This window comes from Allobosea sp. 2KB_26 (assembly GCF_052115715.1).
Lineage (GTDB): Bacteria > Pseudomonadota > Alphaproteobacteria > Rhizobiales > Beijerinckiaceae > Allobosea.
The window spans coordinates 235863-259768 of the sequence record NZ_JBFRHE010000007.1; the positions used below are offsets into that span (position 1 = coordinate 235863).

General features: G+C 65.5%; 22 protein-coding genes. 12 read left to right on the top strand and 10 right to left on the bottom strand.

Annotated elements, in window-relative coordinates; genetic code table 11:
- Positions 1–81: 81 nt before the first annotated feature.
- The 7 genes from AB4099_RS20185 to AB4099_RS20215 all read right to left on the bottom strand — a co-directional run bounded on the left by AB4099_RS20185 (position 82) and on the right by AB4099_RS20215 (position 6971).
- Positions 82–1599, bottom strand: a complete 1518-nt coding sequence (locus AB4099_RS20185) for a tripartite tricarboxylate transporter permease (protein WP_441479372.1) — start codon at positions 1597–1599, stop codon at positions 82–84.
- Positions 1596–2093 (bottom strand): tripartite tricarboxylate transporter TctB family protein, encoded by a 498-nt coding sequence (locus AB4099_RS20190; protein WP_113515906.1) that lies wholly within the window; start codon positions 2091–2093, stop codon positions 1596–1598. The genes AB4099_RS20185 and AB4099_RS20190 overlap by 4 nt, the downstream gene beginning before the upstream one ends.
- Positions 2084–3052 (bottom strand): tripartite tricarboxylate transporter substrate binding protein, encoded by a 969-nt coding sequence (locus AB4099_RS20195; RefSeq protein WP_113515907.1) that lies wholly within the window; start codon positions 3050–3052, stop codon positions 2084–2086. Before AB4099_RS20195 ends, AB4099_RS20190 begins: the two co-directional genes overlap by 10 nt.
- An 11-nt stretch (positions 3053–3063) precedes the next feature.
- A complete protein-coding gene (locus AB4099_RS20200) occupies positions 3064–3696 on the bottom strand; it encodes a 2-hydroxychromene-2-carboxylate isomerase (protein WP_113515908.1) in 633 nt (210 codons plus the stop codon).
- Complete coding sequence (locus AB4099_RS20205) at positions 3683–5152, bottom strand: NAD(P)-binding domain-containing protein (protein WP_441479373.1); 1470 nt, start codon at positions 5150–5152, stop codon at positions 3683–3685. Before AB4099_RS20205 ends, AB4099_RS20200 begins: the two co-directional genes overlap by 14 nt.
- Complete coding sequence (locus tag AB4099_RS20210; RefSeq protein WP_113515910.1) at positions 5149–6135, bottom strand: LysR family transcriptional regulator; 987 nt, start codon at positions 6133–6135, stop codon at positions 5149–5151. Before AB4099_RS20210 ends, AB4099_RS20205 begins: the two co-directional genes overlap by 4 nt.
- Positions 6136–6254: 119 nt before the next feature.
- On the bottom strand, positions 6255–6971 hold the full coding sequence (locus AB4099_RS20215; protein ID WP_162768178.1) for a FadR/GntR family transcriptional regulator: 717 nt from the start codon (positions 6969–6971) through the stop codon (positions 6255–6257).
- Positions 6972–7200: 229 nt separating this feature from the next.
- Between AB4099_RS20215 and AB4099_RS20220 the strand changes: the two genes are divergently transcribed.
- The 12 genes from AB4099_RS20220 (at position 7201) to AB4099_RS20275 (ending at position 19049) form a co-directional block, all read left to right on the top strand.
- Positions 7201–8718 (top strand): ABC transporter substrate-binding protein, encoded by a 1518-nt coding sequence (locus AB4099_RS20220; protein WP_441479374.1) that lies wholly within the window; start codon positions 7201–7203, stop codon positions 8716–8718.
- Positions 8715–9671 carry an ABC transporter permease gene (locus AB4099_RS20225; protein ID WP_113515913.1) on the top strand — a complete coding sequence of 319 codons (957 nt, stop codon included), beginning with the start codon at positions 8715–8717 and terminating at the stop codon, positions 9669–9671. Before AB4099_RS20220 ends, AB4099_RS20225 begins: the two co-directional genes overlap by 4 nt.
- A complete protein-coding gene (locus AB4099_RS20230) occupies positions 9668–10471 on the top strand; it encodes an ABC transporter permease (protein ID WP_113515914.1) in 804 nt (267 codons plus the stop codon). Before AB4099_RS20225 ends, AB4099_RS20230 begins: the two co-directional genes overlap by 4 nt.
- Positions 10472–10534: 63 nt before the next feature.
- Positions 10535–11359, top strand: coding sequence for a creatininase family protein (locus tag AB4099_RS20235; RefSeq protein ID WP_113515915.1), 825 nt, complete (start codon positions 10535–10537; stop codon positions 11357–11359).
- A gap of 129 nt (positions 11360–11488) precedes the next feature.
- A complete protein-coding gene (locus tag AB4099_RS20240; protein ID WP_069880399.1) occupies positions 11489–12550 on the top strand; it encodes an extracellular solute-binding protein in 1062 nt (353 codons plus the stop codon).
- 19 nt (positions 12551–12569) lie between these two features.
- Positions 12570–13625: an ABC transporter ATP-binding protein gene (locus AB4099_RS20245; RefSeq protein ID WP_113515917.1), complete on the top strand. Its 1056-nt coding sequence runs from the start codon at positions 12570–12572 to the stop codon at positions 13623–13625.
- Positions 13622–14464 (top strand): ABC transporter permease, encoded by an 843-nt coding sequence (locus AB4099_RS20250; RefSeq protein ID WP_113515918.1) that lies wholly within the window; start codon positions 13622–13624, stop codon positions 14462–14464. Before AB4099_RS20245 ends, AB4099_RS20250 begins: the two co-directional genes overlap by 4 nt.
- The gene (locus tag AB4099_RS20255) at positions 14461–15249 is read left to right on the top strand and encodes an ABC transporter permease (RefSeq protein WP_113515919.1); all 789 of its coding nucleotides are present in this window, start codon (positions 14461–14463) and stop codon (positions 15247–15249) included. Before AB4099_RS20250 ends, AB4099_RS20255 begins: the two co-directional genes overlap by 4 nt.
- 9 nt (positions 15250–15258) lie before the next feature.
- Entirely contained in the window at positions 15259–15936 is a 678-nt protein-coding gene (locus AB4099_RS20260; RefSeq protein ID WP_113515920.1) for an RraA family protein, read from the top strand.
- 11 nt (positions 15937–15947) lie between these two features.
- Entirely contained in the window at positions 15948–17627 is a 1680-nt protein-coding gene (gene ggt / locus AB4099_RS20265) for a gamma-glutamyltransferase (RefSeq protein ID WP_441479375.1), read from the top strand.
- 28 nt (positions 17628–17655) lie between these two features.
- Complete coding sequence (locus AB4099_RS20270) at positions 17656–18621, top strand: 2-hydroxyacid dehydrogenase (protein WP_441479376.1); 966 nt, start codon at positions 17656–17658, stop codon at positions 18619–18621.
- Positions 18622–18653: 32 nt separating this feature from the next.
- Positions 18654–19049, top strand: a complete 396-nt coding sequence (locus tag AB4099_RS20275; protein WP_113515922.1) for a methylglyoxal synthase — start codon at positions 18654–18656, stop codon at positions 19047–19049.
- Here the strand turns inward: AB4099_RS20275 and AB4099_RS20280 are convergent.
- From AB4099_RS20280 to AB4099_RS20290, 3 genes are read right to left on the bottom strand one after another with little or no spacing between them, the layout of a single operon-like run.
- Positions 19015–22155 carry an efflux RND transporter permease subunit gene (locus tag AB4099_RS20280; RefSeq protein ID WP_441479377.1) on the bottom strand — a complete coding sequence of 1047 codons (3141 nt, stop codon included), beginning with the start codon at positions 22153–22155 and terminating at the stop codon, positions 19015–19017. The two genes, AB4099_RS20275 and AB4099_RS20280, sit on opposite strands and share 35 nt — an antisense overlap.
- On the bottom strand, positions 22152–23360 hold the full coding sequence (locus AB4099_RS20285) for an efflux RND transporter periplasmic adaptor subunit (protein ID WP_441479378.1): 1209 nt from the start codon (positions 23358–23360) through the stop codon (positions 22152–22154). Before AB4099_RS20285 ends, AB4099_RS20280 begins: the two co-directional genes overlap by 4 nt.
- 19 nt (positions 23361–23379) lie before the next feature.
- Entirely contained in the window at positions 23380–23871 is a 492-nt protein-coding gene (locus tag AB4099_RS20290) for a MarR family winged helix-turn-helix transcriptional regulator (RefSeq protein WP_441479379.1), read from the bottom strand.
- Positions 23872–23906 lie beyond the last annotated feature (35 nt).

Sequence of the window (23906 nt, forward strand, 5' to 3'; positions counted from 1 at the left end):
CCGCGAACAAGCGAGCCCGGCTCAGGATATAACCTGAACCGGGCTCGCAAGAACTCATGAACCTTGGCGCCGAAATAGCGCCTAGCGGCTTTCGGCCCCCTCGATGACGGGCGTCTTGCCGCGCTCGCGCCACATCCGCCAAGCCGGAGCCAGTAGGATGGCGGCGCTCAGCAGGGCGAGCGTCACGGCGATCGGGGTCGAGAGCAGCGCCGTCGTCTTGCCGCCGGAGATGGTCAAGGCGAGCCGGAGCTGGCTCTCGATCATCGGGCCGAGCAGCAGGCCGAGCACGATCGGGGCGCTCGGATAGTCCAGCCGCTCCAGCACATAGCCGATCAGCCCGACGCCGAGCAGCACCCAGAGATCGAACAGCGAGTTGTTGACCGAATAGACGCCGACGGTGACGAAAAGCAGGATCACCGGCGCGAGCACGATGCGCGGCAACCGCAGCACCTGGCCGAAGATCCGCGTTGCGGCCAGGCCGCCGACGATGGCGAGCAGGAACGACGTCACCAGGAATTGCAACATGAAGCCGTAGACGATGTCCGGATGCTCGCGGAAGAGCTGCGGGCCGGGCCTGAGGCCGTGCACGAGCAGCCCGCCGAGGATGACGGCGGCGACGCCCGAGCCCGGGATGCCGAGCGCCAGCGCCGGGATCAATGAGGCGGCGTTATCAGCGCCATTGCCGCATTCGGAGGCTGCGACGCCTTCCGGATTGCCATGGCCAAAGGTTTCCGGATTGCGGGCGACGCGCTTGGCCTCGTTATAGGCGAGGAAGGACGACATGCTGCCGCCCGCGCCCGGCAGGATGCCGATGATGATGCCGATGATCGAGCTGCGGATCCAGACCGGTGTGAAGAAGCGCCATTGGCTGAGCGCCGAACCCTGGCGGTGCAGCTTGAGCTTGTCGCCGCTCATGCCGGTCTTCACCGCCTCCTCGATGATCTGCAGAACAGGGGGGACGGCGAAGAGGCCCGTGAGCAGCACGATGGCGCTGAAGCCGTCGAGCAGGTCGAGCTGGCCGAAGGTGAAACGTTCGGTGCCGTTCGAGATATCCTGGCCGACGGCGCCGATCAGCAGGCCGATGCCGCAGGCGATAAGCCCCTTTGGCAGATCGTCGCCGAGCAGCGAAGAGACTGTCGCAAGACCAAGAATGCCGAGCCAGAAATACTCGATCGGCCCGAACATCAGGCTGAAGGAAACCAGCGGCGGCGAAAGCAGGATGAGCGAGATCGAGGACAGGACACTGCCGATGACGCCGGACAGGAGCGCCACCTGAAGCGCATAGGCTGCCTGACCCTTCTGGGTCATCTTGTAGCCGTCGAGCACGGTCGCGACCGAAGCCGGCGTGCCCGGCACCCGCATCAGGATGGCCGGAATGGCGCCGCCATAGGAACCGCCATTGTACATGCCGGCCATCATGCCGAGTGCAAACATCGGATCCAGCCCGAAGGTGAGCGGGATCAGCACGGCAAGGCCGGTCACCACGGTCAGGCCCGGCAGGCAGCCGACGATCAGACCGGCGATCAGGCCGATGAACATCGCAAGGATGTTCATCGGTGCGAAGACAAGCGGAAGGGCGTGGAGGAGCGCGTCGATCATCTCAGCCGTCCCAGAAACGGGGAAAGGACATCCGGCGGGATCGGACGTTCAAGCGCATAGACGAAGATCGCCAGGATCGAGACCACACAGACCACGGCGACGATGGCCGAGAGGCGCCAGCGCTGGAAACCGACGGCGGCCGGCAGCAGAACACAGAGCGCGAGGCTCGGCAGGATGAAGCCGATGAGGCTGACCGCCGCGAAATAGACGACAAGCGCTGCGACACCGATGGCGAGGCGAGGGGCGTGCTCGGCGAAACGGCCTTGCATCGGATTGCCCCGCTGCCGCCGCAGGATTTCGCGCAACGCGATCCAGCAGCCGATCACGGCCATACCTATGCCGATGGCAACCGGATAGGCAGCGCTCTCGGCAGGGTAGGTCGAGGCTGTGGCGATGACCGCGACGGAGGTCGCCACCAGAAGGGTGGCGAATCCGATTTCCGCGAGGCTTCGCGACCGCCCCTGTGGGGTAGATGCCTCGGGCGTCACTTCCATGGGGTTGCCTTCCAGGTGGCTTGGAGATCGGTCGAGGCGCGGTCGAGGAAGGTTTTGAAGTCTGACGAGGCGAGATATTGCAGCGGAATCTCGGCCTTCTTGGCGGCATCGAGATATTCGGGGTCCTTCAGCGCCTGGTCGATCGCCTTTTCCAGCTTGGCGATGACATCGGCCGGGATGCCCTTCGGCGCCGCGATGCCGCGCGACGCGCCGACGACGACGTCATAGCCGCCTTCGCGGAAAGTCGGTGCGTCAGGCAAATAGGACGAGCGCTCGGCGCTCATCACGCCGATGACCTTGATGGTGCCTTCGCGTGCGATCTGCAGGGCCTCGCTGAGATTCATCGTCGCGGCCGGGACATGGCCGCCGAGCACGGCTTGGCGCACCGGTGCCGTGCCACCAAAGAAGGCGGGTGTGAATTTGGTATCGGCCAGGCGCTGGAAGTTCAGGAGCGCGATATGCTCCGAGGAGCCGCTGGCGCCTGAGGTGCCGATGACGACGGCGCCCGAAGCCTTCTTGGCTGCGTCGACCAGGTCCTTCAGCGAGGAATAGGGGCTGTTCTTGGGAACGACAAGGACACCGGGATCGTAGACGAGATTGGCGACGGGCTGGAAGTCGCTCATCTTGAATTTCGTCTTGCCCTCGACCACGAGGGCGTTGATCGCCGGCGCGTTGATGAAGCCGATGGTGTAGCCGTCGGCCTTGCCCTGGGCGACCGAGGTCCATCCGATCTCACCGCCGGCACCGGGCTTGTTGACGACGCCGATACGGGCGCCCGGGCCGAGATATTTCTCCATGTAGCGGGCGATCGAGCGGGCGGCGACGTCTGTGCCGCCGCCGGGTGCGAAGGCGACGATCATCTCGATCGGCTTGTCCGGGTAGTCGGCACGGGCCGGAGCGCCCGCTGCGGTGAGGAGGAGCGCGGTTCCTAGGGCGGCAACGATCGACAACGGCTTCATGGTCGACTCCTTCAGGGGGCTGGGGCGGGTGTTGGAGAGGTGGTCAGCAATGCGCGTTCGACGAAATCGAGCCTGTCCTGGCCCCAGAACAGTTCGCCGTTCACGACGTAGGTAGGGGTGCCGAAGATGCCGAGATGCTCGGCTTCAGTGAGGTTGTCGTTCCAGGCCGCGACAATCGCCGGCTGCTGGGGATTGGCGACGAGCGCTACCGCGTCTTCGCCAAGGGTTTCGCGGGCGATCGCCTTCAGGGCATCGAGATCGGCAATGTCTCGGTCTTGCGCCCAGAGCGCGCGCTGGACGGCAAGAGAGAAGCTGCGCGCATCGAGGCCGGCACGGTCGATGGCGATCACGGCCTGTGCCGCCGGTTCGATCGTCCGGCACGGGTAGAAGCGCGGCTTCAGGTTGAGGTCCATGCCGAGATGGCGGCGCCAGCGATCGAGTTCGACCGCATGATAGTCCTGACGTGGATCGGGGCGGGTCCTAAGCGGAATGCCGCCATTCGCTTCGATGATCCGGATCGGCCGTAGGCGGAGATACGCGCCTGTGCGTTCGACGATGTCGTAAAGCCTGGGCGCGCCGAAATAGGCCCAGGGCGAGGAGATGCCGTAGAAGGCCTCGACCAGCGGGCGCTCACCTGCCGGCATGGCTGCCCTCCAGTTCGGAGTCCGCATCCTGCCACTCATCGCCAAGCAGTTCGGGCGTGTCGTAAGCCATCAAGGCCCGGTAATGTGTCTCGCGATCGGCGACGAAGAGTGCGCGGGCGATGCCGCGAGCCAGTCTCTCGGCGCCGTCGCTGACCGCCGGAATGTCACCCGAGAGCTTTCCGTGGCTCAGCATCGCAGGATAGTTGAAGCAGTGTATGCGGGAGAGAGCGGCGCAGGTGCCCGGTGCTTTCTCCTGGAATTCGAAGGCGGAGCCGAGATCGGGCGCGTGCAGCAGCTCAGCGCTGTCGTTTCCTGGCGGTGGCGTATAGCGGTCCTTCCAGAGGCGGATGAAGGGCGCGACCGCTGCGAGTTCCGGACGCTGCGCGGGATCAACCGAGAAGCCGGTTGCGAAAATCAGGAAGTCGAGATGATGCACGCCCTTCGGCGTGGTCAGCACGAGATGGCCAGCCTGCTCCACGAGATCGAGCAACGGGCTGCCGAGATGGAAGCGTGAATTGGCATGGCGCGAGACCCGCAAGGTGCTGTCACGCGGCGGTGGAGTCTGTGCCTTCAGCGCGCAGTCGAGGAAGCGCCATTTCCAGTCGTCGGGCAGCCCCGCGAAGCCGTGTACCACGCCCTGGCTGCCGATGCCGGTGAATTTGTTGATCCGCGGCAGATCCTTGCGACGCACGATGAGATCGAGACTGGCGACGCCATGCTCCAGCGCCGTCGCAGCATTGTCCATGGCCGAGGCGCCGGCACCGATCACGCCGACCCGCAGGCCCTTCAATGCCGCAAAGTCGATATCGTCCGCGCTATGGGCCCAGAACTTGCGGTCCATGCGATGCGCGATCGGTGGCACCCAGGGGCCGCCCAGCCCATCGCGGCCGGTGGCAAGCACCAGATGCCGCGTGAAGATGGTGCGTCTTCCCTCAACATCCGAGATGTCGAGGGCCAGGATGTCGTCGGCCAGCGGCGTCACCGCGTCGAGCGAGGTTCCGTTCGCGATCGGGAGGCTCAGCACGCGCCGATACCAGACCAGATAGTCCATCCACATGCCGCGCGGGATCTTGCCGAGGGCGTCCCAGGACGCGCGGCCGAACTGCGCCTCATACCAGGCGCGGAAGGTCAATGCGGGCAGGCCGAGTGCGGGGCCGGTGAGCTGCTTGGGCGAACGCAGGGTTTCCATGCGCGCATAGGTCACCCACGGGCCTTCCTGGCCGGTGGGAGCGCGGTCGAGAGCGGTCATGTTGGAGAGGCCGAGCCCCTTGAGTGCGGCTGAGGCTGCCAGCCCGCACATGCCTGCGCCGATCACCACGACGTCACGAACACGCTGGCCATCGAACTCGCGCGGCGGCACCCAGTCCTTCGCCGGCCATTCCAGCCATTCAAGGTCCTGACGGAGGCGTTGCTCCAATGCGGAGAGGCCCATCGGGGCTGGCAAGGCGGCATTCATGCCGTTCTTCCGATCGTTCTGGCGGCGACCGGGGCCGGGCCGAAGATATCGGCCAGCAGGCGATCACGCGCCGTGGGAGGGTGTTTGACGAAGCCGGGCAGCGTCTCGCGAGCGAGAGCCTCCAGCGCGCCGACCAGCCCTTCGACGAGAGGCGTCAGCGGCCGGCCATAAGGCGTGACCACGCCCCAGAAGAAGGAGATGGGCACGTCGAGCTTGCGGATCGCGACGCCCTCGAGCGGCATGCCATAGGCGATCACCGGTTCGAGGATCGCGATGCCGAGGCCGGCGCGCGCGGCCATCAGCGCCGTGTTGGAGGTGTTGGCATCGAGGACCGAGGCCGGCCTGACGCCAACCTGCTCGAGGGCGATGTCGACGCGCCTACGCCAGCGGAAGGGGTTGGCCATCGTGATCAGGCGACGCCCTTCTATCGAGGCCAGCGGAACCGTGTCGGAACCGGCCAGAGGGTCGTCGGCGCGGATAGCGGCTACGCAGGGCGCTTCGCCGATCCAGTGGATTTCGAGGGCGGGATGATCGACCGGCAGGCTGGTCACGCCGATTTCGGCGACATGGGTCGCGACCGACTGGACGACCTGTTCGGCCAATGCTGCACGAATATGGACCTGTTCCGGCAAGGCATCCTGGCCGAGCCGCGCCAGGGCTGCGGGCAACATGCCGGCGGCGAAGGAGGCGATCGCCGCGATCTCGAGCGAGCGCGGCTTGTCGGCGGCGATGGCCTCCGCACGCTCGCGCAGCTGCCGAAGCCAGGTGATGACGGGCTCGACTTCCTGGTGAAAGCGCAGTCCGCGCTCGGTGGGGGTGACGCGCGGGCCGCTGCGGTGAAGCACGCTGAAACCCAGCGTCTCCTCGAGCTCCTGGATCAGGCGGGTCAGGGCTGGTTGCGAGCGGCCGAGCAACCGCGCTGCGCCGGTGATGCTCCCGGCGGATATGACGGCGGCGAACGCTTCAAGCTGGCGCAGATCCATCGGACGGTACCATTCCCATTTTGAATGCTAACCATGTCATGATGCGCGTCAAGCATGAAAGCGGACATGAGAATGCGATCCCCAGCTTGAGCAAGCCGGAGGCTCCGGCCGGTGGATCTTCAGAAATGGATGCCGTCGAAGACCCGTTCCTGGGCATTGCGGATATGGGCCTGCATCGCCTCGCGCGCCCTGACGCCGTCGCCGTCGCGGATGGCTTCGAAGACAGCCGCATGCTCGCGCTGAACCATGGCGAGATGCTCGGCCGATTGCAGGACGGAGAAGCTGCGCGCGAGGTCGATTACGAAATCGACCTGAGGCCTCACAGCGGCCAGAGCGGCCTCGAAATAGGGGTTCTGGGTTGCTCGCGCGATCGCTGCGTGAAAATCGCTGTCCTGCTGGACGCCGATCCGGCCCGTCTTGATCGCGAGGTGGATCGCGTCGAGTTCCTTCTGGATCGCGGCGATATCGGCCTCGCTGCGATGCAGCGCGGCCGCATAGGCAACCTCGCCTTCGAGCGCGATCCGGAACTGATAGACGCGTCTGACATTCGAGATCGTGCGAATGCCTTCGTCCTTGCTCACGGGAGCGCGGGGCGGCGGCGCAGCCAACTGCGGTTGCACTGCCGCGATGAAGCTTCCGGCGCCTTGCCGGGAATGGATCAGGCCATCATCGCGCAGGCGCCGCAATGCCTCGCGCACCGTCGGCCGCGAGACGCCAAACTCCTGGCTCAGTTCGTTCTCGGAGGGCAGCTTGCCATCGGCGAAGACTTCGCCGCGCCGGAGGCGCTCAAGCATGTCCGCATAGAGTACGTCGCTCAGTTTCGGGCGTTGAGACACGGGCGCCTTCTGTTCCAGGTCATCACGAACTTGGCAAGTTCACTTGTAAACAGATTTACATACTTTGCTGCACCTGCAAAGCGACTTGGCTCTACGACTATCGGATCGCGCTATTTTTGAGCGTGCAAGGGCGCATAATCACGCAGGGCGCGCGTTGACAGACAAGTTTTCAACTCGCTACTTGTAAAGGACCGGCGACCTTCGTGGCCCGGTGCGGGGAGATCGTTTCATGACCACGACGCGTCGTGCCATCCTCCAGGCCGGGCTTGCCCTGCCGTTCATGTCGATGCCGGGGCGCGCGCAGCGTGCGAGCGGTATCCTGCGCTACGGGCTTTCCGCCTTTCCGCCCAATCTGCAGCCCTGGGTCAGCACCGGAGCCTCGGCCGGCACGGTGAAGATGCTCACGCATCGCAGCCTCGTCTCCTATGACAGCAAGGGCGAGTTGCGAGGCGAGTTGGCCGAGTCCTGGTCGCGCGACAGCGATGGCGCCTGGGTCTTCAAGCTGCGGCAGGGCTGCGTCTTTCATAATGGCGAACCGGTCACGGCCGAGGACGTCAAGTGGTCGATCGAGCAGATCGCCGGCGAGAAGTCGACCGCCTATATGCGCACCCAGTTCCAGGGGATCGAGCGCGTTGAGATTCCCGACCCGAAGACCATCCGGCTTGTCACCGCGCTGCCGCAGGCGACGTTGCCGAGCTGGTTCGGCAACTACAACACTTTCGTGATCTGGCGGAAATCGGCGCCGAACGAGCCGGTCGGAGCAGGCCCCTTCAAACTGGTCGGACAGGAGCGCGGGACCTCGCTCGATCTCATCGCTTTCGACAAGTTCTACAAGCCCGGTTTTCCGAAGGTGAAGGGCATCAAGTTCGTCGTCTATGCCGACGAGAACCTGCGCTTCGCCGCGCTGCAGTCCGGCGATGTCGACATGATCGAGTATGTGCCGTGGCAGTCGATGTCCGCGGTCGAGGCCGACCCCAGGCTGAAGCTGGATTCGGTCGAGGGGCCGTTCATGGACATCCTCTTCAACGGCACCAAGCCGCCGTTCAACGATCCCCGTGTGCGCCGGGCCATCGCCCATGCCGTGAAGCGCGACGATATCGTCAAGGCCGCCTTTTTCGGGCGCGGCAAGCCGCTAGAGGGCCTGCCGATCGTCGAGGGCACGCCCTGGTACGACAAGGAACTGGCGCATGGCTGGAACTATGATCCGGCCCGGGCCAAGGCGCTGCTCGCCGAGGCGGGGTTCGCCAATGGCTTCCAGTCGACGCTGCTCGCGACCTCGCAGTTCGGCATGCACAAGGACACGGCCGAGGTGGTGCAGCAGCATCTCGCCGCCGTCGGCATCCAGTGCGAGCTGCAGCTGCCGGACTGGTCGACCCGGGTGAGCCGCGGCACGCGGGGCCAGTACGACATGGCGATCCACGGCGTCTCGTCGGACAACAACGATCCTGACGGTCTTACGGTGGTGCTCGACACCTCGTTATCGCCGACCCATGGCCGCTCCTTCAAGGTCGATGCACCGCGCACGATTGCGGCGCTCGCCAAGGGGCGTTCCGAGTTCGACCAGGCCAAACGGGTCGAGATCTACAAGGAGATGCAGCGCGCGGCGCTCGAGGAGGTGCCCCTTGTCGGCCTCGCCTGGCGCTCGCAAGGCTATGGCATGGACAAGGGCGTGATGGGCTTCACCAACCTGCCCGGCGCGCTCACCACGTCGTCGGGAGCGACGCTCGAAGAGACTTATTTCGGATGAGCGCGACCTGGTTCGCGCGCCGCCTCGCGGTTTCGCTCGGCCTGGCCTGGGTCGTTGCAACGATCGTCTTTCTCGCCCTGCACATGGTGCCAGGCGACCCCGCCGAATTGCTGCTTTCGACGGGAGGTATCTCGCCCGATCCAGCGGCTGTCGCGGAGTTGCGTGAAAAGCTTGGGCTGGAGCGGCCGTTGCTGGCGCAGTACGGCGCCTTCCTCGCCGGCCTCATGCAAGGCAATCTCGGGCATTCCCTGGTCGATGATTATCCGGTGCTGAGCGAGATCGCCCTGCGCCTGCCGCGCACGCTGGAGCTCATTCTCGCCGGCACCTTGATCGGCATCGCCGTCGGCGTGCCCTCCGGCGTCTATGCGGCTCTTCATCGGGGCGGGCGCTTCGATCGCATCGCTTCGGGCGTCACGGCGCTTCTGCTGGCCGTGCCGGTTTTCGTGGTGGGAACATTGCTCGTGCTGCTGATGGCGCAGACCCTGCGGCTGATGCCGGCCGGCGGGTTCGTGCCCTTCACCCAGGACCCGGCCCAGCATCTCAAACTGCTCACGCTGCCGGCCATCGCGGTCGGCAAGGGCCTGGCCGCCATCCTGTTCCGCATGACGCGTGCTTCGATGCTGGATGCTCTGGCCAATGACTATGTCCGCACTGCCCGCGCAAAGGGACTGTCGCAGGCGCGCATCCTGGTCGTCCACGTGCTGCGCAATGCGCTCAACCCGGTCCTGACCGTGCTCGGCCTGCAAATGGGAACCTTGCTGGGCGGCACCGTACTCGTCGAATACGTGTTCAACTGGCCGGGCCTGTCGACGCCGCTGCTGCGGGCCGTCGAGGCGCGCGACTATCCGATGGTGGTCGGAATCATTCTCACCATCTCGGTGTTGTTCCTGCTGATCAACCTTTTGGTCGAGATTCTTCACGCGATCGTTGATCCGAGGGTGCAGGCGGGATGAAACGGCTCTGGTTTCCCGGCGCCCTTGTCGCCCTGATCATCCTGATCGCTCTCGCCGCCCCGTTTCTCGGCTTGCCGGATCCGGTCCGGCAGGACATTGCCCGGCGGCTCGCTGCGCCGAACGCAGGGTCCTGGCTCGGCCGTGACGAGTTCGGCCGCGATGTGCTGTCGCGCTTGATCTGGGGCGCGCGCACAAGTCTGGGCGTCGCCTTCGTCGCTGCCTTGGTTGCGGGAACAGTCGGCACCGCGATCGGCCTGATCGGGGGCTGGGGCAAGGGGCTCGGCGCGTTCCTGACGGTGCGCAGCGTCGAGATCATCATGTGCTTTCCGCCGGTGCTGCTCGCCCTGCTGGTCGTCACTCTGCTCGGGCCGGGCGCGGCGACACTGGTCCTCGTCCTGTCGGTTCTCTATCTGCCGGGATTTGCGCGCGTCGCTTATGCGGAAGTGCTCGCGGTGCGGTCGCGCGAATATGTCGAGGCCGCGCGGGCGTTCGGCGCCACGCCCCGACGCATCCTGCTCCGCACCGTGCTTCCTAATATTGCCGGTCCGCTCCTGGTGCAGCTGTCGCTGACGGTAGCGGCTGCCGTCGTCATCGAAAGCGGCCTGTCCTTCCTCGGACTTGGCGTCGTTCCGCCGGCGCCCTCCTGGGGGCTGATGATCAGGGGAGCGCGCGCCACGATGGAGCAGGCGCCGCTGCTGCTGCTTTGGCCTTGCGCGGCGCTGACGCTGACCATCCTCGCCATCAATCTGCTCTGCGATGCCCTGCGCGACGCCGTCGATCCCCGAACCGCCGACCGCTGAGATGCAGAGCCTTCCCATCACGATCCTCACCGCGAACTTCCTCGCATATCCAGGATGAAGCCAATGGCCACCAAGACAACTCCTCTCGTTCACATGGGTACGATCACCGGCGGAGAGGCGCGCGAGATCCTCGAAGAAAACCCCGTCATCCTGCTGCCGATGGGCAGTCATGAGGACCAGGGCCCGCACGCTCCGATGGGCGACTATCTCCTCGCTGAGAAGATTGCCGAGCTCGCGGCGATCCGCGCCTCGGAGCGGGGCGTGCGAACGCTGGTCGCTCCCGTCCTGCCCTTCGGCGGCGCCGACTGGTTCGGTCCGATGGTCGGTGGCATTGCCATCTCGCAGTCGACCTTGACGGCCGTGATCGCCGAGATGGTCGATTCGCTGCATCGCAATGGCCTGACCCGCATCATCGTGATCAACGGCCATGGCGGCAATGTCGGTCCGATCTCCGATGTGGCGCGCGAGCTTTACCAGCGCGAGCAGATCGTCCTGCCGAGCCTGTATCTCTGGCGCATCGCCTACGGGCTGCTGCCGGGCATTCTCGGCGCGGAGAAGGCGGCTGCCGTGGCCGGTCATGGTGCCGACCCGCTGACCAGCCTCGGGCTGCACCTGTTCCCGGAGTTGATGCGCAAGGACCTGATCCCGGCCGGCCAGCCGCTGAAGCGCGATCCCGTGCTCGACCTGCAGTTCACCGGGCTTGGCACGGCGAGCTTCGAGGGCGCCGAGGTGGCGATGCCCAACGAGTATGACGAGGTCTACAATCTTGGCGTCGCCAAGGGGGATCCGAAGCTGTGCTCGGCCGAAACGGGGGCTGCGCTCTCCGAGAAGCTCACCGAGATCTGCGCCCGTTTCGTGGCCCATTTCGCCAGCAAGGTCGACGGCTGAGCCTGACCCGCTGATATCCGTACGGCGGCGCATGGGTCTCCAGCGCCGCCGCGCCATGACAAGTCAGCGGGCGCTGGCTACGACATTGCGGCCGCCTCGCATGTGGCCATGACAAGAGGGGAAGCTTCCATGCCGACACGTCGTCTTGTTCTTCAGACCGGGCTTGCGACGATCGCTGCCCCGGCTCTCGTCAGGGCCCAGGGGCTCAGCGGCTCGATCACGCTGATGTCCTATTCCGGGATCTTCCAGGACAACTACGTCAAGGCGGTGGTCGAACCGTTCCAGCAGGCCTTTCCCGGCGTGAAGGTGAACTACGTGCCGGGCGGTACCTCGGCCCAGATGGTCGGCAGCGTCCGAGCCCAGAAGGCTGATCCGCAGGTCGATGTGGCGATCATGGATGTCACCACCTCCAGCATCGGCAATATCGAAGGACTGTTCGAGAAGCTGACGCCCGCAGAAGTTCCGTCGCTGAACGAACTCCATCCGGAGGCCCGCGCGGCCGGAGGCGATTACGGCCCGGCCGTGACCTTCGACCATCTCGTGCTCGTTTATGACACGCAGAATCTGAAGCCGCCCATCGAAAAGCTCGCCGACCTCTGGCGTCCGGATCTCAAGGGTCAGGTCGCACTTGCGGCGCCGCCGAACATCCAGGGACTTGCGCTCACCGCCATGGTCGAGAAGATGGAGGGCGGCGACTACCGCAAGTCGATCGATGCGGCGATCAAGAAGCTGCGCGCTCTCGCCCCTTCGGTGAATACGTTCGAGCCCAACCCCGATGGCTATTCGCTGATCCTGAACGGAGTGGTGAAAGTCGCGACCGGCTGGAACGCCCGTGCGCAGCTCTATGGCGACCAGACCGGCGGCAAGATCGCCGCGCTGCTGCCACCCGAAGGATCGGTCTTCCAGATCAACACCATCAACCTGACTGCCGGCTCGAAGAACCGGGCCGCCGCGATCGCCTTCGTCAATTTTGCGCTGGCGCAAGCTGCTCAGAAGGCGTTCACCGAGCGGATGTTCTATGCGCCGACAAACGCCAAGGCAGCGATCGACGCCAAGGCGCTGGCACGCACCGCTGCAGCCCCGGAAAGCCGGGGCCGGATGATCGGCGTCGACTGGAACGAGGTCCTGAAGATGCGCGATCAGTGGAACAATCGCTGGCGGCGCGAAGTCATCGCTGCGGCAGGTCGCTGAGCCGGGATCGCAGCCTGCCATGAGCTATCTCGAACTCGCCGGCCTGCAGAAGCGCTATCGCGATTCCGTCGCCGTCGATGACGTCGCGCTTTCGGTCGAGAAGGGCGAGGCCGTCGCTCTCCTCGGCCCCTCCGGCTGCGGCAAGACCACGACGCTGCGCATGCTTGCCGGCCTGATCGATCCCGACGCGGGCTCGATCCGCCTCGACGGTGCCGAGATCACGCGCCAGCCGGCCCATAAGCGCAATATGGGCTATGTCTTCCAGTCTTATGCGCTGTTTCCGCATCTGAGCGTTGCCCGCAATGTGGGCTTCGGTCTCGAGGAAAGGCGGGTGCCGCGCCCTGAGACGGCGCGGCGCGTTGAAGAGGCGCTCGGCATGGTGCGCCTTTCCGGCCTCGAGGGCAGGCGCCCCCGCGAATTGTCAGGCGGTCAACAGCAGCGCGTGGCGCTGGCGCGGGCGCTCGTCATTCGCCCGTCCGTGCTGCTGCTCGACGAATCCCTGTCCAATCTCGACGCCAAGCTGCGTGACGCGATGCGCCACGAGATCCGCGACATCCAGCGCTCGCTTGGCATCACCACGCTCTTCGTCACTCACGATCAGGTCGAGGCGCTGACGATGTGCGATCGGATCGCGGTGATGAAGCGCGGGCGGATCGAACAGATCGGCACGCCGGAGGATATCTACGAGCGACCTGCGACCCGCTTCGTCGCCGATTTCGTCGGGCGCGCCAATGTGCTGCCGGCCATGCGGAACGGGGCAGGCGCCATCAGCGTCTGGGGAGTGACCTTGCCGGCCACCGCTCCAGCCGACGGCGAGGTCGACGTCTTCGTGCGGCCGCAGCGCATCCGGCTCGCCGCATCCGGCGAGCCGTCGGGCGAGGGCATGGTCCAGCTGACCGGGCGGGTTCTGCGCAGCGTCTTCGTCGGAGATCATGTCGAGGTCATCGTCGAGGGGGCAGGGGGGCAGCTCAGCGTCGAGATGCAATCCGGCACGAAGCCGCCAGCGGCCGGGACCGAGGTCGCCGTACTCTGGCAGGCCGGAGACACGCTGCTCTTCCCACGCGAGGCAACATGACTGCCGGCTCGCGCCTGCCTTGGCTGGTCGTCCCGGCGGCGCTCCTTCTTCTCGCCGTCTATGTTTGGCCGACCCTCGGGCTGTTTCGCACCGCCTTCAACGAGGTCGGGCCAACGGGGGCGATGATCGAGGCCTGGTCGCTCAAGACGACCGGCGAAGTCCTCGCTGATTCCTTCACGATCGAGCTGACGCTCAACTCGCTCTGGCTCTCGCTGAGCGCGACACTGATCGCGCTGTGCATGGCCTATCCGGTCTCGCTGTTCCTGTTCCGGACGCAGTCGCGCTTTCGCGGCCTGCTGGCCGTGATCGCGATCATGCCGATGCTGGTCTCCGGCGTGGTACGCGTTTTCGGCTGGCTCGCCATCCTGGGGGATCGCGGGCTCGTCAATTCCCTTGCTCAGTGGCTAGGGCTGATCTCGACGCCGATGCGTCTGGTCTTCAACTGGACGGGCGTCACCATCGGCCTCGCCGAGAGCATCATGCCCTATATGATCCTCGCGCTGCTCGCCGGTTTCGGCCGGCTCGACCGCACGCTGGAGGAGGCGGCGCGCAGCCTGGGCTGCACGCCGCTGCGCACGTTCCTGCGGGTGACCTTGCCGCTGAGCCTGCCGGCGCTCGCGCTCGCGGCTGGCCTGGGCTTCGTGCTCTCGATGTCGGCCTATATCACGCCCAAGCTGCTCGGCGGCGGTCGGGTCTTCGTGCTGGCGACGGAGATCTTCGAGCAGGCGACGACGAACACCAACTGGCCGGTCGCCGCCGTACTGGCGATCTACACGCTCGTGCTGCTGCTGGCGCTGCTCATGTTCTCCAATGTCGCGGCGCGGAGGCTGCAACGATGAACGGCGCCGGACCCGTCCTCTCGACGCTCGCAGGTATCGTCTACGCCCTGATCCTGGCGCCGATCGTCGTCGTCGTGGCACTCGCCTTCTCGGCGGACAATTTCATCCTGTTCCCGCCGTCCGGCTATTCACTGCGCTGGTTCCAGCAACTCGCCGGCAACACACCACTGCTGAACGCCGTCGTCCTCAGCGCTCAGATCGCCTGTCTGGTCACGGCGCTGTCGCTGCTGCTCGGTGTGCCGGCGGCGCTGGCGCTGGACAAGGGGCGGTTTCGCGGCCAGGAGGCGCTGAAGAACTTCTTTCTCGCGCCGTTGCTGTTGCCCACCTTGATTGTGGGCCTTGCGCTTCTGTTGTTCTTCACCCCGCTCAGGCTGACTGCGACCTTGCCCGGGCTTGTGCTCGGCCACATGACCGTGACGCTGCCTTTCGTGATCCGGATGATGACGACAGCGTTCTCGACGCTGCCGGATGATATCGAAGCGGCTGCCTCGACGCTGGGGGCAAAGCCCTGGCGGGTGATCTGGCGTGTGACGCTGCCGCTCGCCACGCCCGGCCTGATTGCCTGCGGCGCCCTGTCCTTCCTGCTGTCCTTCGACGAGACCGTGATCTCGCTCTTCCTCTCCGGTCCGCGCGCTTCGACGCTGCCGGTCGAGATGGTGCGCTATGTCGAAGGACGCACCGATCCGCTCGTCGCGGCCCTGTCGGTGATCCTGATCGTCGCAACCCTCATCATCGTCGTTCTGGTCGAACGTCTCGTCGGCGTCGCGCGCGCCGTCGGCCAATAGGAGAAAACCATGCCCGACTACCGCATCGAAGCTATGCCGCAGCAGATCTCGCCGGCCCTTGCCGAGAAGCTCAGCCGCGTTGAAACCGCCACCATCGGCCATTCCCAGCACTGGGGGTTCATGGACCGCGGCATCCAGCCCTTGCTGCGCAACAAGCGTATCGCCGGCGCAGCCGTGACGCTCGCCATTCCCGGGCAGGATTCGACGCTTCTGCACCACGCGCTCGGGCTGCTGCGCCCCGGCGACATCCTCGTGGTCGATCGGCTCGGCGATGACAAGCATGCCTGCTGGGGCGGTGGCGTCACCGTGGCGGCCAAGGCGGCCGGCGCGATCGGCGGCATCGTCGACGGGCCCTGCACGGATCTGACCGAGATCGAAGACAGCGATTTCCCGATGTGGTGCCGCGGCATGTCGCCGATCACGACCCGGCTCTACAATCTCGGCGGCACGCTGAACCTGCCGATCTCCTGCGGCAATGTTGCGGTGAAGGCCGGGGACATCATCCTCGCGGACGAGTCCGGCGTGCTGGTGCTGCCGGCAAATGAGGCTGAAGCGATTGCCGATGCGGCGCTGGCCCGGCAGGAGCGTGGCGAACGCACTCAGGGGCGCGTCAAGGCCGGCGAGAAGCTTGGCGACATCTCCGGCGCCACCAAGATGGTGCTCGAGGCGCTGAAGCAGAACGGCTGAGGACAGACACGATGAACGCCCAGCTGCGCGGCCCGCGCGTCGCCAATTTCACCTGCGAGAAGCTGTCGGCCACCGGCTCGCGCGGCATGGTCGTCACCAATCATCCGCTCGCCTCGGCCGCGGGATCGCACATGCTGCTCGCGGGCGGCAATGCCATCGATGCGGCCATCGCCTCGCTGTTCGCGCTCACCGTCGTCGAACCGATGATGGTCGGCGTGCTCGGCGGCGGTGTTGCCCATATCCGGCTGGCTGACGGTCGTCATCTCGTGCTCGACGGTTTGTCGACCGCGCCGGGCAAGGCCAGTGCCGACATGTATGAGGCGCTGTCGCACGAGGTCGGCAAGGCGCGCGATACGCGCGACCGCGAGAACCTCGTCGGCCCCAAGGCCGTCGCGGTTCCCGGTGCGCTCGCCGGCTGGTGCGAGGCACTGGCGCGCTTCGGCACGCTGCCGCTCGCTGATGTGCTGCAACCCGCGATCCGGCTGGCCGAACGCGGGTTCGTGGTCAGCCCCTATCTCTCCGATTGCATCGCGGATTGCGCGCCGGATCTCGCACGCGATCCGGGCCTCGCAGAACTGTTCCTGCCCGGCGGGAAGGCCCTGCCGGCGGATGAACGGCTGGTTCAGGGCGATTATGCCGCAAGCCTGCGGCTGATCGCCGAGACCGGCCCCTCCGCGCTCTATGACGGCCCGCTCGGCGCGGCGCTGACCTCCTTCATGGCAGCCAGTGGCGGGTTGATCGACCAGGCAGACCTCGCCGCCTTCAAGGTGATCGAGCGTGAGCCGGTGCGTGGTCGCTATCGCGGCTTCGAGATCCTCGGTCCGCCGCCGCCATCCTCGTCCGGCGTCCATATCGTGCAGATGCTGAACATCCTCGAGGGCTACGATATCGGTGCGCTCGGATTCGGCTCGAGCGATGCCGTGCATCTCGTCGCCGAGGCCCTGAAGATCGCCTTCGCTGACCGGGCGGTGGCGACCGCAGACCCGGCCTTCGTCAAGGTGCCGGTCGAGCGTCTGACGGCCAAGGCCTATGCCGATGAGCGCCGCGCCGATATCGACATGACCCATACCAAGGCCTGGGCGGCCGGTCTCAGCGCTGGCGAGTCCGCCAACACCACCCATGTCACGGTTGCGGATGCGGCCGGCAACGTGGTTGCGACCACCCAGACGATCAACGGCCTGTTCGGCGCCTGCACCCAGATTCCCGGCACCGGGATGCTGACCAACAACTATATGTATAATTTCGATCCGCATCCCGGCCGCGCACTCTCGATCGCGCCAGGCAAGCGGGTCTTCACCTCGATGGCGCCGATGATGGTCCTGCGCGATGGCAAGCTTGCCTTCGCGCTCGGGCTGCCTGGCGGCCTGCGCATCTTCCCCTCGGCATTGCAGGCGATCGTCAACCTGATCGACCACGGCATGAGCCTGCAGGAAGCCGTCGAGGCGCCGCGTGTCTGGACGGAGGGTGGGGCGCTCGAGCTCGAGAGCGCCATTCCGGATTCTGTCGCCAGCGAACTGACTGCGCGCGGCCACCAGATCGCTCGCGTGCAGCGAGTCGCCGGCGGCATGAATGCCATCGGCTTCAATTCCGACGGAACGCTCACCGGCGCCGCCTGCTGGCGTGCCGATGGAACGCCCGTCGCGATCTCCGGCGGACTGGCACGCGCCGGCGTCCGCTTCACCATTGCCTGATTTCTTTCAAGCCAATCGGACTATCATCATGTCAGAAACCATCGTCGTCCTTGATCCCATGGCTCCCGAGCGGGCCGACAAGCTCAGGGCGTTGCTGCCGCCGGGCTTCGTCCTGACGCACGGCACGGCGCGCGGCGACGATCACATGAAGGAGATCATCGCCGAAGCGGAATACGCGATTGCGGGACAGGTCGGCGTTAATGCCGAGGTGTTGAAAGCGGCAAAGAAGCTCAAGCTGCTGCACAAATGGGGCGTCGGGGTCGATAATCTCGACACTCGGGCCGCACAGGAGCTCGGCATCAAGGTCGCTCGCACCACGGGCAGCAATGCCGTGCCGGTTGCCGAGTTCACGCTCGGGCTGATGCTTTCGGCCCTGCGTCACATTTCCTTCGGCCATGCCGAACTCAAGAAGGGTGACTGGCGTGGCGGGCGCCTGCCGGGCGACACTTTCACGCTGTCCGGCAAGACGGTCGGGATCGTCGGCTTCGGCGCCATCGGCCAGAATGTCGCCAAATTGCTGAAGGGCTTCGGCTGCATCATCCTGTATTCGAAGCGCCAGCCGCTCTCTGCAGCCGAGGAAGCCGAGCTTGGCGTGAAACACGCTTCGCTGGCAGAACTGCTGGCGAAGTCCGACGTGGTCTCGCTGCATTGCCCCCTGACGCCGGAGACGGCGAACATGATCGACAAGTCCGCCTTCGCTGCGATGAAGAAGACGGCGGTGCTCATCAACGTGGCGCGCGGTGGTGTCGTCGCCGAGAACGACCTGATTGAGGCTTTGCGCGCCAAGGAGATCGCCGGCGCCGCGATGGACGTGTTCGAGATCGAGCCGCTGCCGGCTGACAGCCCGCTGCTCGGGCTCGACAATCTTGTTGTGACACCGCATCTGGCGGCGATCGCGTCCGACAATTTCGCCCCGACGGTGAAGCGGATGTTCGACAACATCGCTCGCGTCTCGCGCGGCGAGCCCGTGCCGGAGCGCGACAGCGTCGTCTGAGCCCGAGCAGGACTGGAACAGGGAAGGCCGCCATGACGAAACGGCTCGGCATCGGCCTGATCGCCCACGACCGCAAGAAGCCCGATCTTGCGGCCTGGGTGATGCGCAACATCCATGTGCTGAGTGCGCATCGCCTTGTCGCTACGGCAACGACCGGCTCCGTGCTGAAGCAGGGCCACCCTGATGTCAGCGTCGAGACGGTGAAGAGTGGCCCGCTCGGCGGCGATCAGCAGATCGGAGCGATGATCGCCGAGGGCACGATCGATGTGCTGATCTTCTTCCCCGATCCGCTTGCCGCCATGCCCCATGACGTCGACGTCAAGGCGCTGCTTCGACTTGTCCTGGTCTACGATATCCCGGCCGCGTTCAGCCCGAGCACGGCGGATGCGCTCATCATGTCCGACGTGTTCTATCCTGCACGGAAGTGATAGTGGGCTTGGGATACGCCCATTTCGCGATGGTCAGGGCCTTCGACACCCGCTCCATGTAGAGAAACAGCACCGGCGTGATGAAGAGCGTCAGCACCTGCGAGATCAGCAGTCCGCCGACCACCGCGATGCCGAGCGGCTGACGCAGCTCGGCGCTGGCGCCGGCGCCGAGTGCGATCGGCAAGGTGCCCATCAGCGCCGCCAGCGTCGTCATCAGGATCGGGCGGAAACGCATCAGGCAGGCGCGGTGGATCGCCTCCTGAGAGGGCACGCCCTCGCGTTGCAGCACGAGCGCAACATCGATCATCATGATGGCGTTCTTCTTGACGATGCCGATCAGCATCAGCATGCCGATGATCGCGATCACCGATAGATCGAGGCCGAAGAGGCGCAGCGCGGCCAGGGCGCCGATGGCCGCCGAGGGCAGGCCGGTCAGGATCGTCAGCGGATGAATGAAGCTCTCATAGAGGATGCCGAGCACGATATAGATCGTGAGGATCGCACCGGCGATCAGCAGGCCCTGGTTGGCGAGCGAATCCTGGAAGGTCTTGGCGGTGCCGGCAAGGGTCGTCGAGAGCGTTGTGGGTAACCCAAGCTCGGTCTTGATCGTGTTGATCCTGGTTACGCTGTCGCCGAGCGCGACGCCTGCGGGCAGGTTGTAGGAAATGGTCACTGCCGGAAGCTGGCCGAGCTGGTTTACCGTCAACTGCCCGGCGGTCCGCTCGACGCGGGCGAAGGCTCCGAGCGGCACGAGCAGGCCGTTGCTGGCGCGTACGCGGATCGCGTCGAGCTTGTCGGCTGTCCAGCCGAGGGCCGGGTCGAACTCGACAACCACCTCGTAGCTGTCCCCGGTGGTGAAAATCGTCGAGACCTGACGAACGCCGAAGCCGGAATAGAGCGTCGAGCGCAGGGTGTCGGCGCCGATCTGCAGCGAGTTTGCCTTGTCGCGGTCGATGACCAGGGTCGCCTGCAGGGCGTTGTTCTGGAGATCGGTCGTGACATCGGTGAAGGTCGCGCGATCCTGGCCCATCGCATCGGCGAGCTTCAGCGCCCAATCGTTCATCTGCGCCTGGTCGAGGCCTTGCACCACGAGCTGATATTGGCTCTTGGAGGCGCGAGCGCCGATATTGAGGTTCTGAACCGGTGTCATGAAGGCGTTGATGCCGGCGACCTGTGCGAGCTGCCTGCGCAGGTCGGAGAGCACGGTCTGCAGAGCAGGACGTTCGGTTCTCGGCTTCAACTCGACGAAGAGGCGCCCGGCATTGAGCGCGCCGCTGCCGCCACCTCCGCCTCCGCCGCCGACAGAGGATGCGACATGGCTGACATAGGGCGAGTTGCGGAAGACGTCGGCAACCTCCTTCTGCAGCCTTTGCATCGCTGTGAATGAGATATCCTGCCTCGCCTCGGTCGCGACCTGGAGCTGGCCGATATCCTCTTGCGGAAAGAAGCCCTTGGGCGCGGTCTGGAAGAGCCAGACCGTGCCGATCACAGTTGCGAAGAAGGCGGCCAGCATCAGTGGCTGCACGCGCAGGCAGAGCGTCAGCGCGCGGTCATAGCCGCGCAGGATGCCCTCAAAGCCGCGTTCGAGAATATGGCCGAGGCCGTGCTCGGGAGCGTGCTGATCGGCGTTGGTCAAGAGCCGCGAGCAGAGCATCGGCGTCAGTGTCAGGGACACGAAGGCCGAGGCGAGGATCGCAACGGTGACGACGACCGCGAACTCGTTGAAGATCCGCCCGATGACGCCGCCCATCAACAGCACGGGGATGAAGACCGCGACAAGCGAGAGCGAGATCGAGATGATGGTGAAGCCGATTTCGCGCGAGCCCTTGAGAGCGGCGTCAAAGGCTGAGAGCCCATCCTCTTCCATGTGCCGGACGATGTTCTCGAGCATGACGATGGCGTCGTCGACGACGAGGCCGACCGAGAGCGTCAGGCCGAGCAGCGAGATGTTGTCGATGGAGAAGCCGAGCACATACATCGCCGCGAGCGTCGAGATGATCGAGATCGGTACGGCAACTGCCGGGATGAGGGTCGCGGTGAGCCTTCTCAGGAAGACGAAGATCACCATGATGACCAGAACGATGGTCAGCCCCAGCGTGAACTGGACATCCTCGACCGCGGCGCGGATCGAGGTTGAGCGGTCATTGAGCTGCGCCAGTTGCGCTGCCGCCGGCAATTGCTCGCGGAACGCCGGCAGCATGGCCTTGACCCTGTCGACGACGTCGACGGTGTTGGCATCGGGCTGCCGTTGCACCGCGAGCACGACGGCCGGCATACCGTCATAGGTGCTGGCTGTCTGCGTATTCTCGACCGAGTCGATCACCTTCGCGACATCGCCGAGGCGGACCGGCTTGCCGTTGCGCGTGGCGATGATGACATCGGCGAACTGGGCTGCATTTGCGAGCTGTGTGCTGGCCTGGATCGTCAGCTGCTGCCGGTCGTTCTGCACCGTGCCGACCGGAGAATTGTCGTTGGCGGAGGTGATCGCATTCTGCAAGGTGTCGACGCCGATGCCGCGGGCCGCCAGCGCGGTCGGGTCGATGCGGATGCGCACCGCGTATTTCTGGGTGCCGAAGATCAGAACCTGCGCAACCCCGTCGACGGTCGACAGGGCCGGCGAGATCACCTGCTGTGCGAAGGCATCGAGCTGCGAGAGCGGGATGATGTCGCTCTTCAGTGCGAGGAGGATGATCGGCGCATCTGCCGGGTTCACCTTGCGATAGCTCGGCGGCGCGGTCATCTCGATCGGCAGCTGCTTCTGGGCGCGCGCAATCGCCGCCTGCACATCGGCGGCGGCAGCGTCGATGTTGCGATTGAGCACGAACTGGATGGCGATCGAGGTTGCGCCCTGGGAATTCGTCGTCGCGATGCTGTCGATGCCCGCGATCGTGGCGAATTGCTTGATCAAGGGCGTCGCGACTGAGGTCGCCATGGTGTCGGGAGAGGCGCCGGGCAGTTGCGCCGAGACGTTCACAACCGGGAATTCGGCGCGGGGCAGGGCCGCGACCGGCAGGAAGCGATAGGCGAAGAGCCCTGCCAGGACCAGCGAGACCGACATCAGAATGGTCGCCACGGGGTGGCGGATGCAGAAGCCAGAGATGCTCATGGCCGGCCTCCGTCGGCGATGGTCTCCTTGCCTGCCGCGGGCTTGGTATCCGCTCCGGGGGGAGTGCGTTCGCGGACGCGGGCTCCCGGCTTGAGCCGCATCTGGCCGTCGACGACCACGCGCTCGCCTGCCGCAACACCGTCCGTGATCACCGTCCTGTCGCCATCGACGAGGGCGATGGTGACCTGCCTCAGGTCGGTCGTGTCGTCCGGCTTGATGACATAGACATAGGAGCCCTTCTGCCCCACCTGCACGGCGACCGTCGGAATGATCGTGGCATTGTCGAGCCTGTCGGCCTCGACTGTGACATCGACATACTGGCCGGGCCAGAGCGAGAGGCCGGCATTGGCGAAAGCAGCCTTGGCCGCGATGGTGCCGGAAGCGATGTCCACACTGGAATCGACGAAGGTGAGGGTTCCTTCTGCCGGCGGGCGCGGCGAGTCGGCGGGTTTCGCGGTGACCTTGAGAACCTTGCCGGCCGTGAGCGCCGCTTGCAACATCGGTACCTCGCGTTCGGGCAAGGTGAAGGCGACGCGGATCGGCTTGACCTGCGTGATCGTGACGAGGCCCGGGCCCGCGCTGTTGGCGCTGACGAGATTGCCCGGCGTGACCAGCACGGCGCCCGCTCGTCCATCGATCGGTGAGGTGATCTTGGTATAGCTCAGCTTGAGCATGTCTGACTCAAGCGCTGCCTTGTCCGCCAGGATCGTCGCGGCTGCCGTCTTCTCATCGGCAATACCCTGGTCCACGGATTGCTGCGTGCCGGCGTTCTTGGCCAGCAATTGCTGGAAGCGGGCGAGGTCGGCCTGGGCACGGTCATGGGTCGCCTGGTCGCGGGCGAGCGCGGCCTGATCCCTGGCAATCTGAGTGCGCAGATCGCGGTCGTCGAGGGTGAAGAGCAGGTCGCCTGCCCTAACGAATTGCCCATCCTTGACGTGCTGCTCGGTGATCTGGCTATCGAGTCGCGATTTGACGGTGACGATCGCCGGGGATTCGACGAAACCGATGGCCCGCTTATGCACGGGGACATCGTCCGTTGTCGCTTTGGCGGTCACGACCGAAACGGGTGCTTCGCTGCGCGTCGTGGTGGCGCGAGAGGCGCCGTCCTTGCCCTGGTTTGCGCTGGGGAGCTTCAGCCATAGGCCGGCGCCAACGGCGCCCATGGCCAGAATGGCGATCACCCAGAGTGATTTTGAGCCTTTCATCGAGCCAACTCCGCGCAACTCAAAGGGCGCTGCCAGCAGGCACGCGACGCGCGGCCGGCCTCGCCTCGGCGCGCTCCGGGACTCCGTGCCTCAGCCTATCCCGGACAGATGCGAGTGTCGCCAGGGTCGTCGAGAGAGACGTTTCGTCGATACTGTCGAGCACGTCGCCGGCGATCTCTGCGCGCAGCGCATCGAGATCGTCGACGAGCTTTCGACCCGCAGAGGTCAGGTGCAGGAGCCGTGCGCGCCGGTCCTGGGGATCAAGGCGGCGCTCGACGAGTTCCTGGCTTTCGAGCCGGTCAATCAGGCGCGTCAACGAGATCGGTTGCAGCTCGAGCATCTCGGCGAGCGTGGCCTGATTGAGACCTTCCGCGCGGCGCAGACGAGCCAGCACGCTCCATTGCGCGCGGGTCGTGCCATTTTCCCGTGCGCGCTGGTCGACATAGCTGCGCAGTTGCCGGGAAGTCTCGAGAAGCTGGAAAACGAGTTCGCGCTTGAGTGGGCGCCGCATGTTCAGGCCTCCATATCATAAGCTAGCTCATGATA

Coding starts and splice junctions, on each gene's coding strand:
- AB4099_RS20280 (WP_441479377.1), bottom strand. CDS start 22,155: ATGAGCATCTCTGGCTTCTGCATCCGCCACCCCGTGGCGACCATTCTG.
- AB4099_RS20240 (WP_069880399.1), top strand. CDS start 11,489: ATGCCGACACGTCGTCTTGTTCTTCAGACCGGGCTTGCGACGATCGCT.
- AB4099_RS20255 (WP_113515919.1), top strand. CDS start 14,461: ATGAACGGCGCCGGACCCGTCCTCTCGACGCTCGCAGGTATCGTCTAC.
- AB4099_RS20200 (WP_113515908.1), bottom strand. CDS start 3,696: ATGCCGGCAGGTGAGCGCCCGCTGGTCGAGGCCTTCTACGGCATCTCC.
- AB4099_RS20190 (WP_113515906.1), bottom strand. CDS start 2,093: ATGGAAGTGACGCCCGAGGCATCTACCCCACAGGGGCGGTCGCGAAGC.
- AB4099_RS20235 (WP_113515915.1), top strand. CDS start 10,535: ATGGCCACCAAGACAACTCCTCTCGTTCACATGGGTACGATCACCGGC.
- AB4099_RS20270 (WP_441479376.1), top strand. CDS start 17,656: ATGTCAGAAACCATCGTCGTCCTTGATCCCATGGCTCCCGAGCGGGCC.
- AB4099_RS20195 (WP_113515907.1), bottom strand. CDS start 3,052: ATGAAGCCGTTGTCGATCGTTGCCGCCCTAGGAACCGCGCTCCTCCTC.
- AB4099_RS20225 (WP_113515913.1), top strand. CDS start 8,715: ATGAGCGCGACCTGGTTCGCGCGCCGCCTCGCGGTTTCGCTCGGCCTG.
- AB4099_RS20205 (WP_441479373.1), bottom strand. CDS start 5,152: ATGAATGCCGCCTTGCCAGCCCCGATGGGCCTCTCCGCATTGGAGCAA.
- AB4099_RS20250 (WP_113515918.1), top strand. CDS start 13,622: ATGACTGCCGGCTCGCGCCTGCCTTGGCTGGTCGTCCCGGCGGCGCTC.
- AB4099_RS20290 (WP_441479379.1), bottom strand. CDS start 23,871: ATGCGGCGCCCACTCAAGCGCGAACTCGTTTTCCAGCTTCTCGAGACT.
- AB4099_RS20275 (WP_113515922.1), top strand. CDS start 18,654: ATGACGAAACGGCTCGGCATCGGCCTGATCGCCCACGACCGCAAGAAG.
- AB4099_RS20220 (WP_441479374.1), top strand. CDS start 7,201: ATGACCACGACGCGTCGTGCCATCCTCCAGGCCGGGCTTGCCCTGCCG.
- AB4099_RS20285 (WP_441479378.1), bottom strand. CDS start 23,360: ATGAAAGGCTCAAAATCACTCTGGGTGATCGCCATTCTGGCCATGGGC.
- AB4099_RS20185 (WP_441479372.1), bottom strand. CDS start 1,599: ATGATCGACGCGCTCCTCCACGCCCTTCCGCTTGTCTTCGCACCGATG.
- ggt (WP_441479375.1), top strand. CDS start 15,948: ATGAACGCCCAGCTGCGCGGCCCGCGCGTCGCCAATTTCACCTGCGAG.
- AB4099_RS20210 (WP_113515910.1), bottom strand. CDS start 6,135: ATGGATCTGCGCCAGCTTGAAGCGTTCGCCGCCGTCATATCCGCCGGG.
- AB4099_RS20230 (WP_113515914.1), top strand. CDS start 9,668: ATGAAACGGCTCTGGTTTCCCGGCGCCCTTGTCGCCCTGATCATCCTG.
- AB4099_RS20245 (WP_113515917.1), top strand. CDS start 12,570: ATGAGCTATCTCGAACTCGCCGGCCTGCAGAAGCGCTATCGCGATTCC.
- AB4099_RS20260 (WP_113515920.1), top strand. CDS start 15,259: ATGCCCGACTACCGCATCGAAGCTATGCCGCAGCAGATCTCGCCGGCC.